General features: G+C 71.1%; 6 protein-coding genes and 3 tRNA genes. 5 read left to right on the top strand and 4 right to left on the bottom strand.

Translation table 11 applies throughout. The features are described from left to right. Nucleotides 1–554 precede the first annotated feature (554 nt). Together VGO20_RS17015 and VGO20_RS17020 are read left to right on the top strand one after the other, a co-directional pair. The gene (locus VGO20_RS17015) at nt 555–815 is read left to right on the top strand and encodes a type II toxin-antitoxin system Phd/YefM family antitoxin (protein WP_327503567.1); all 261 of its coding nucleotides are present in this window, start codon (nt 555–557) and stop codon (nt 813–815) included. Between the two features lie 14 nt (nt 816–829). Beyond that, complete coding sequence (locus VGO20_RS17020) at nt 830–1,252, top strand: type II toxin-antitoxin system VapC family toxin (RefSeq protein ID WP_327503568.1); 423 nt, start codon at nt 830–832, stop codon at nt 1,250–1,252. 82 nt (nt 1,253–1,334) lie between these two features. Here VGO20_RS17020 and VGO20_RS17025 read toward each other — a convergent pair whose 3' ends face one another. The 4 genes from VGO20_RS17025 to rlmB all read right to left on the bottom strand — a co-directional run bounded on the left by VGO20_RS17025 (nt 1,335) and on the right by rlmB (nt 3,413). Beyond that, nucleotides 1,335–1,694: a helix-turn-helix domain-containing protein gene (locus tag VGO20_RS17025; protein WP_327503569.1), complete on the bottom strand. Its 360-nt coding sequence runs from the start codon at nt 1,692–1,694 to the stop codon at nt 1,335–1,337. A gap of 61 nt (nt 1,695–1,755) precedes the next feature. Then, nucleotides 1,756–1,965: a hypothetical protein gene (locus VGO20_RS17030; protein ID WP_327503570.1), complete on the bottom strand. Its 210-nt coding sequence runs from the start codon at nt 1,963–1,965 to the stop codon at nt 1,756–1,758. Nucleotides 1,966–2,445: 480 nt separating this feature from the next. Beyond that, a tRNA-Thr gene (locus VGO20_RS17035) sits at nt 2,446–2,521 on the bottom strand. A 64-nt stretch (nt 2,522–2,585) separates the two neighbouring features. After that, a complete protein-coding gene (rlmB, locus tag VGO20_RS17040; RefSeq protein WP_327503571.1) occupies nt 2,586–3,413 on the bottom strand; it encodes a 23S rRNA (guanosine(2251)-2'-O)-methyltransferase RlmB in 828 nt (275 codons plus the stop codon). A 158-nt stretch (nt 3,414–3,571) separates the two neighbouring features. Between rlmB and VGO20_RS17045 the strand changes: the two genes are divergently transcribed. From VGO20_RS17045 to VGO20_RS17055, 3 genes are all read left to right on the top strand, one after another. Next, nucleotides 3,572–3,657, top strand: a tRNA-Tyr gene (locus tag VGO20_RS17045). A gap of 89 nt (nt 3,658–3,746) precedes the next feature. Further along, nucleotides 3,747–3,820: transfer RNA gene (locus tag VGO20_RS17050), tRNA-Gly, on the top strand. A 103-nt stretch (nt 3,821–3,923) separates the two neighbouring features. Next, nucleotides 3,924–4,058, top strand: a 135-nt coding sequence (locus tag VGO20_RS17055; protein ID WP_327503554.1) for a GTP-binding protein, incomplete at its 3' end; no start/stop codon positions are given.

Here is a 4,058-nt window from a genome sequence, read left to right on the forward strand (position 1 = left end):
ACGCTGAACCGGCATGCCGCCGCTCTGGAGGGAACGAAGCGCCCGGCACCGCGTGAAGGAAACAAGGATGGGGCAGGGGCGCGCGCCACCCGCCGGGCCCGATCCGCAGACCGGTCGCCGGCGTAGAGCCTCTCCGGTATCGTGGGCACCCGCCGGGACGGGCTCGGCCTTGAATGCGGTGCGGAGAATGTGCAATTCCGCTCATGTCATGCAGCGGAGATAGGCCATGCTGAGCCCGTTTCTGGACAGGGTGACGGACCGCGAGCGCGGCACGATTTCCCCGGAGAGGGTGTGCGAGGCCCTGCGCATGCCGATGGCGCGCCTGGCCGGGCTGGCGCATGTCCACCGAAACACGCTCGCCCGCCGGCCGGAGTCGCTGCTGGTTGGAAAGGTGCGCCGGACAGGGGTGGGTCGTGCTCGGCCCGCTCGGTGGCCCGCCGACGAACCGGATGTCCTCGCCGGCGGCTTGACGCCGCGCCAGCCGGATGAGGTTGCCCCTTGCGGTCAAGTACCCTATTATCTGACTAGCTATTCTGACTAGATAGGGGCCCGCCATGGCGCAATGGCAGCTTCAGGATGCCAAGGCCAAGTTCAGCGAGGTCGTCAAGCGCGCCGCGGAGGAGGGGCCGCAGGTCGTCACCGTGCGCGGCAGGGAGACCGCGGTCGTCCTGTCCGCGGAGGATTACCGCCGGCTCGCAGCCGGGCGCGGCGACTTCGTTGATCTGCTGCTCCAGTTCCCGGAGATCCCGGACGAGGTCGCCGCCGCGCTCGAAGGCTCGCGCCCCGTCGAGGCCGTGCGAGAGATCGACCTCTAGCCGGGAACCTTGCCGTGTACCTGCTCGACACGAACGTGCTATCGGCCGCACGGAAGGCGGAAGAGCCTGTCCGCGCCTGGCTCGAAGCCGAGCGGACGGCTCCGATGTACCTCAGCGTCGTCACGATCGGTGAGATCGAGCGGGGCATCGAGAACATCGGCCGGCGGGACGGCGCCAAGGCCCGAGTCCTGGGTCAGTGGCTGCAGCGTCTGCTCATCGAGTATTCCGACCGCATCCTGCCCGTCGATCTCCAGACCGGCCGCGCCTGGGGACGGATCACGGCCGGCCCGACGGCGCCGCTCGCCGACGCCCTGATCGCCGCGACGGCCAAGGTCCACGACCTGGTTGTCGTGACCAGGAACGTCCGGGACTACGAGCGCTTCATGCCGATCGGGATCGTGAACCCCTGGGATCGCGACACCTGGGTCAGGGCGTGAGAGTCTCTTGCCAATGGCCGAGCCCGCAGGCGGCCAGAAGACCCGGAGTTCAGCAGGAAAGGGTGGGCGTGCATCAGCCGGCTCACCCGGCCGGCCGGCCGCCGGCGTGGAGCGCCTCCAGCATGCGGCGGGCGGCGGCGAACTCCTGCGGGCCGGCGCGCCTCAGCGCCGCCCCCAGGCGGGCCAGCAGCAGCGCGCGGCGCGGCACGGCCGCAGCGTCGTCGAGGCCGGGCACGGGAGCGAGCCCGAGCGCCTGGGCCGGGGTGAGGGCGAGCGCCTCGCACAGGCGCAAAAGCAGCTCGGGACGCGGCAGGCCCTTGGCGCGGCCGGCCAGCAGCTTCTTGAACGTCTGGTACTTCATGCCGACCCGGCGCGCGGTGTCGGCGCCGTTGAGGCCGAGCTGGTCATGCCGCCGGGTCAGGCGCGCGCCGAGGTCCTGCATGGTCCCGCTCCGATTGGGCGATCGCACCGAGCGGGGACAATAGCCCGCCCGGGACCGCCTGTCAGCGCCCGCCTGCGGGGGACGCGATCTCGTGCAGCCGTTCCCACTGCCCGCGCAGCTCGCCGGTCGCCCGCGCCGCCGCCGAGACGAGCCAGGCCAGCGCGGCGGCGTTGCGGACGTCGAGCCCGTCGACCAGCAGCTCGATCGTGTCCAGCGGCCCCTGCAGGTCGAGGAGGCTTCGCTCCATGTCGCTGGCCAATTGGCGCAGCACCGTCGGATCTGCGCCTCGGTCGGGGGCGCCCACGGGCGCCGGTGGGAAATTCGGATCCATAAGACAGGTTCCGCGAATTCAGATACTTCAATCTATCCGATTGTGCGGAAACTGGTCAATGCCGGATGCGGTTGGCGGGCCGGTCCGGTCGCGACCGGCCAGGATGTCGGAGCCCGAAGGCCCGGCCGGAATCCCGTGGATCGGCCACTGGTTCGTTGACGTCGTGCATCGGGGTGACCTGCCCCCGCAGGCCGCTCGACCTCGTCGAGGGCATGTCCGATGTGGTCCGGAGGAACGAGCCGCTCGGACGGGTCCGTGAGAGGCCTGGGCATTTCGGGGCGAATCCCGCGCTGTCGCGCCCGATCCCATGTCGGGTCCGACATCGGTCGCCCCGGTTGGCGGACTCGTCCCCGCTGCTTACATAGTGCTTACACGCTCGCGGCGAGGATGGGGCGGCGGTGGCCAAGTGCTTGAAAAGACTGGTGCCGGGTGTCGGACTCGAACCGACGACCTACCGCTTACAAGGCGGTTGCTCTACCAGCTGAGCTAACCCGGCGCCGGTCACGGGCAGACTAGCGCGTGGGCGCGGGCCGGACAAGGCGTCCGGCTCGGCGCATCGCTCAGCCGGCGGCCGTGCGCGCCAGTTCGTACAGCGCGACCGCGGCCGCGTTGGAGACGTTGAGGCTGCCGATCGGCCCGCGGGTCGGCAGGCGCGCCACGTCGTCGCAGCGCTCCATCGTCAGCCGGCGCAGACCGGTGCCCTCGGCGCCCAGCACCAGGGCCACCCGTCCCGACAGGCCCATCTCCGCGAGCGTGCGCGTTCCGCTCTCGTCCAGGCCGACGCACCAGTAGCCGGCCTGCTGCAACTCACCCAACGCCCGCGCGAGGTTGACCACCCGCACCAGCGGGACGGCCTCCAGCGCGCCCGACGCGCTCTTGGCCAGCGTGCCGGTGACGTCGGGGGCGTTGCGCTCCTGGACGACCACGGCGCTCGCCCCGAAGGCCGCCGCGGAGCGCAGGATCGCGCCGACATTGTGCGGGTCCGTCACCTGGTCGAGCAGGACCACCACGTCGCGTTCGCGCCCCGAGGCCGCGCGGGCGACGTCGTCCAGGTCGAGATCGGGCAGGGGGGCCGCCTCCAGCGCCGCCCCCTGGTGCACCGCGCCCGGGAGCAGGCGGTCGAGTTCCGCCCGCTCGACCACCGTCGGCTGCGGCCGGGACAGGCCGCGCGCTGCGGCGTCCGCCAGGGTCGCGGCCAGCGCGTCCCGCGCCGCCTCGGTGACCAGCAGCCGGCGGCAGCGGCGCTCCGGGTTCGCCAGCGCCGCCTGCACAGGGTGGAGGCCGTAGATCAGCGGCGACGGCGCCGGGCCGCGCTCGGCCCGGGGCTGACGGCGGGGTCCGGGCGCCGGCCCGTCGCCCGGCTTGCGGGGGTGTCTGCTTCGCGTCATGATGGCGCTACTGTGGCCTACGCGCCCCGCGCTGACTAGCGCCATCCGCCGCCCGCGCGGCATATGGCGGCGTAGCCCCGCCGCGCCTTTTTGGCGTTGACATCGGGCCCGAAATTCTCATAGTGCGCATCTCCGTTCCGGGTAGCCCCGGGACGGTCGGAGGGGTGGCCGAGTGGTTAAAGGCAGCAGACTGTAAATCTGCCCGCGATAGCGTACGCTGGTTCGAATCCAGCCCCCTCCACCAAATTCATGCGTCGGCCGTTGCGAGCCGGCCAGCCCTCGGCCTTCGGGACCGGCGGGAAGGGTCGGATCGCGGCGCCGTTCGGCTGCGATGCGGGTGTAGCTCAATGGTAGAGCTCCAGTCTTCCAAACTGGTGACGGGGGTTCGATTCCCCTCACCCGCTCCAATCCTGCCGCACGGCTCCCGGTCCGCACGGAGTGGCGCAGCCTATTCGGGTTCGGCCAAAACTGTTTTGCGCGTCGGCTAAAGGCCACGGGGACAAGAGAACGATGGCGAAGGCAAAGTTTGAGCGGACGAAGCCGCACTGCAACGTAGGTACGATCGGCCACGTCGACCACGGGAAGACGTCGCTGACGGCCGCGATCACGAAGGTGCTCGCGGAGACGGGCGGTGCGACGTTCACG

This window comes from Arenibaculum sp. (assembly GCF_035998295.1).
In the GTDB taxonomy this organism is placed as follows: domain Bacteria; phylum Pseudomonadota; class Alphaproteobacteria; order Azospirillales; family Azospirillaceae; genus DASYHS01.

Excerpts from the sequence above, each read along its gene's own strand:
- VGO20_RS17015 (WP_327503567.1), top strand. The coding sequence starts at position 555 with ATGGCGCAATGGCAGCTTCAGGATGCCAAGGCCAAGTTCAGCGAGGTC.
- VGO20_RS17025 (WP_327503569.1), bottom strand. The coding sequence starts at position 1,694 with ATGCAGGACCTCGGCGCGCGCCTGACCCGGCGGCATGACCAGCTCGGC.
- rlmB (WP_327503571.1), bottom strand. The coding sequence starts at position 3,413 with ATGACGCGAAGCAGACACCCCCGCAAGCCGGGCGACGGGCCGGCGCCC.